This window comes from Chloroflexota bacterium (genome assembly GCA_016197225.1).
Taxonomy (GTDB): domain Bacteria; phylum Chloroflexota; class Anaerolineae; order Anaerolineales; family VGOW01; genus VGOW01.
Genome location: JACPWC010000125.1, coordinates 1 through 1,390, shown reverse-complemented (window position 1 = coordinate 1,390; position 1,390 = coordinate 1). Strand labels below are relative to the sequence as shown.

The window sequence follows — 1,390 nt, the reverse complement described above, 5'->3', positions numbered from 1 at the left end:
GGAACGCGGCGACTCGCCCCAACTTGGCGACCTGCGCGGAGCCAGACCGCCCGACCTTTCGTGACCCAGCCTTCATCGGCTGCCCGCCCCTTGGCCCGCGCCGACTCGCTCGCCGCGCCATGAACGATGAGGCGTTTCCGATGGTCCGCGCCGCCCAACGGCTGGCGTCAGGCGCGGCGGGGACGCCGAACCTTTGCCCTAGATTTCCGCTCAGTCCCCGCCGTCGCCTGCACGCGGGGTTGGGCGGGCTACCCAAGTGTAGTGGATTAACCCCGGCGTGTTACGACTCGCGTGCGTGAACCGGCGGCTTTGTCGTGTTCTTTCATATAAGCGCGCAACAACGCATTCATCTTGGTTTGGTAGCCGCTTCCCTGCTTCTTGAACCACTCAATCACATCGCTGTCGAGCCGCAAGGTGAGTTGCCGTTTTGTGATGGGCTGGAGGCCGCGCCGAACAACACCCTTGGCGAACATTTCGGGCGTGATTTCGGGAATATCCGAAAAGTCGATATCGGCATCCGTCATGGCATCCAGTCGTTTCAGGTTAGTACCCGATTTCCTTGAAGTAGAGTTTTTCTTCATTTTTGGTTGCCTTTCTAGCCGAGATAATCCGAATGACTTCGTCGTCGTCCGTATGCGCCACCACAATGACGCGAAATTTCAAGAGGCCAAAGGTGATGTAGCGCGTTTCGGCATACTCAAAGCGTTGGTCTTCGATCGTAAAAACATCGCCGTCAAACATCAGTGGCACATCGGCAAAATCAATCCCATGCTTCTCAATGTTGGCCAGTCGTTTGGCTTCATCCCATTCAAATCGCATGGATTAGATTGTAACTACGGTGGGTAACTTCGTCAATCGTGAACTTGCTGATCCGCATGATTGCGACGCGCCCGCCCAACGCCGGAGCTCAGTGGCAGCGGCGGGTGAGGCGACGAGACTTCACCCACATTTTAGTTTGCAGCCTGACGCAGCGTCCCGTTCAGCGGCGAAGCCGCTGTCCACTGCAGCGACTTGTTGGGCGAAAGACTGACCTGCGGCTGACTTGCCCCTAATGATACACCGCCGTTCACAACCGATTGCCTTTCGACACGTTGGCGGCGCGCGAGTCAAACTTCGCAGAGCGACTCGCTGGCGTTGCACCAGTTGCTGGCCGAAAGTGTTAACGACGCCGTGCGACTCATTGGCGGCGCGAGAGTCAAACTTCGCGGAGCGACTCGCCGGTGTTGCGCCGGTTGCTGGCCGAAAGTGTTAACGATGCCGTGCGACTTGTTGGCGGCCGCTACGCGGGAGTCAAACTTCGCTGAACGACTCGCTGGTGTTGCACCGTGTTGCCGCCCGAAAGTGTTAACTGCGCTGGGCGACTCATCGCGGCGCGAGAGTCAAACTTCGT

General features: G+C 58.3%; 2 protein-coding genes. Both read right to left on the bottom strand.

Features of this window, described 5'->3' with window-relative positions:
- Positions 1-266: 266 nt before the first annotated feature.
- Positions 267-524, bottom strand: coding sequence for a BrnA antitoxin family protein (locus tag HYZ49_21095; GenBank protein ID MBI3244783.1), 258 nt, complete (start codon positions 522-524; stop codon positions 267-269).
- Positions 525-543: 19 nt separating this feature from the next.
- Positions 544-819 carry a BrnT family toxin gene (locus tag HYZ49_21090; GenBank protein MBI3244782.1) on the bottom strand — a complete coding sequence of 92 codons (276 nt, stop codon included), beginning with the start codon at positions 817-819 and terminating at the stop codon, positions 544-546.
- Between the last annotated feature and the right edge of the window lie 571 nt (positions 820-1,390).

What these genes read in the sequence shown, in the direction of transcription:
- HYZ49_21095 (MBI3244783.1), bottom strand. Translation starts at nt 524, where the DNA reads ATGACGGATGCCGATATCGACTTTTCGGATATTCCCGAAATCACGCCC.
- HYZ49_21090 (MBI3244782.1), bottom strand. Translation starts at nt 819, where the DNA reads ATGCGATTTGAATGGGATGAAGCCAAACGACTGGCCAACATTGAGAAG.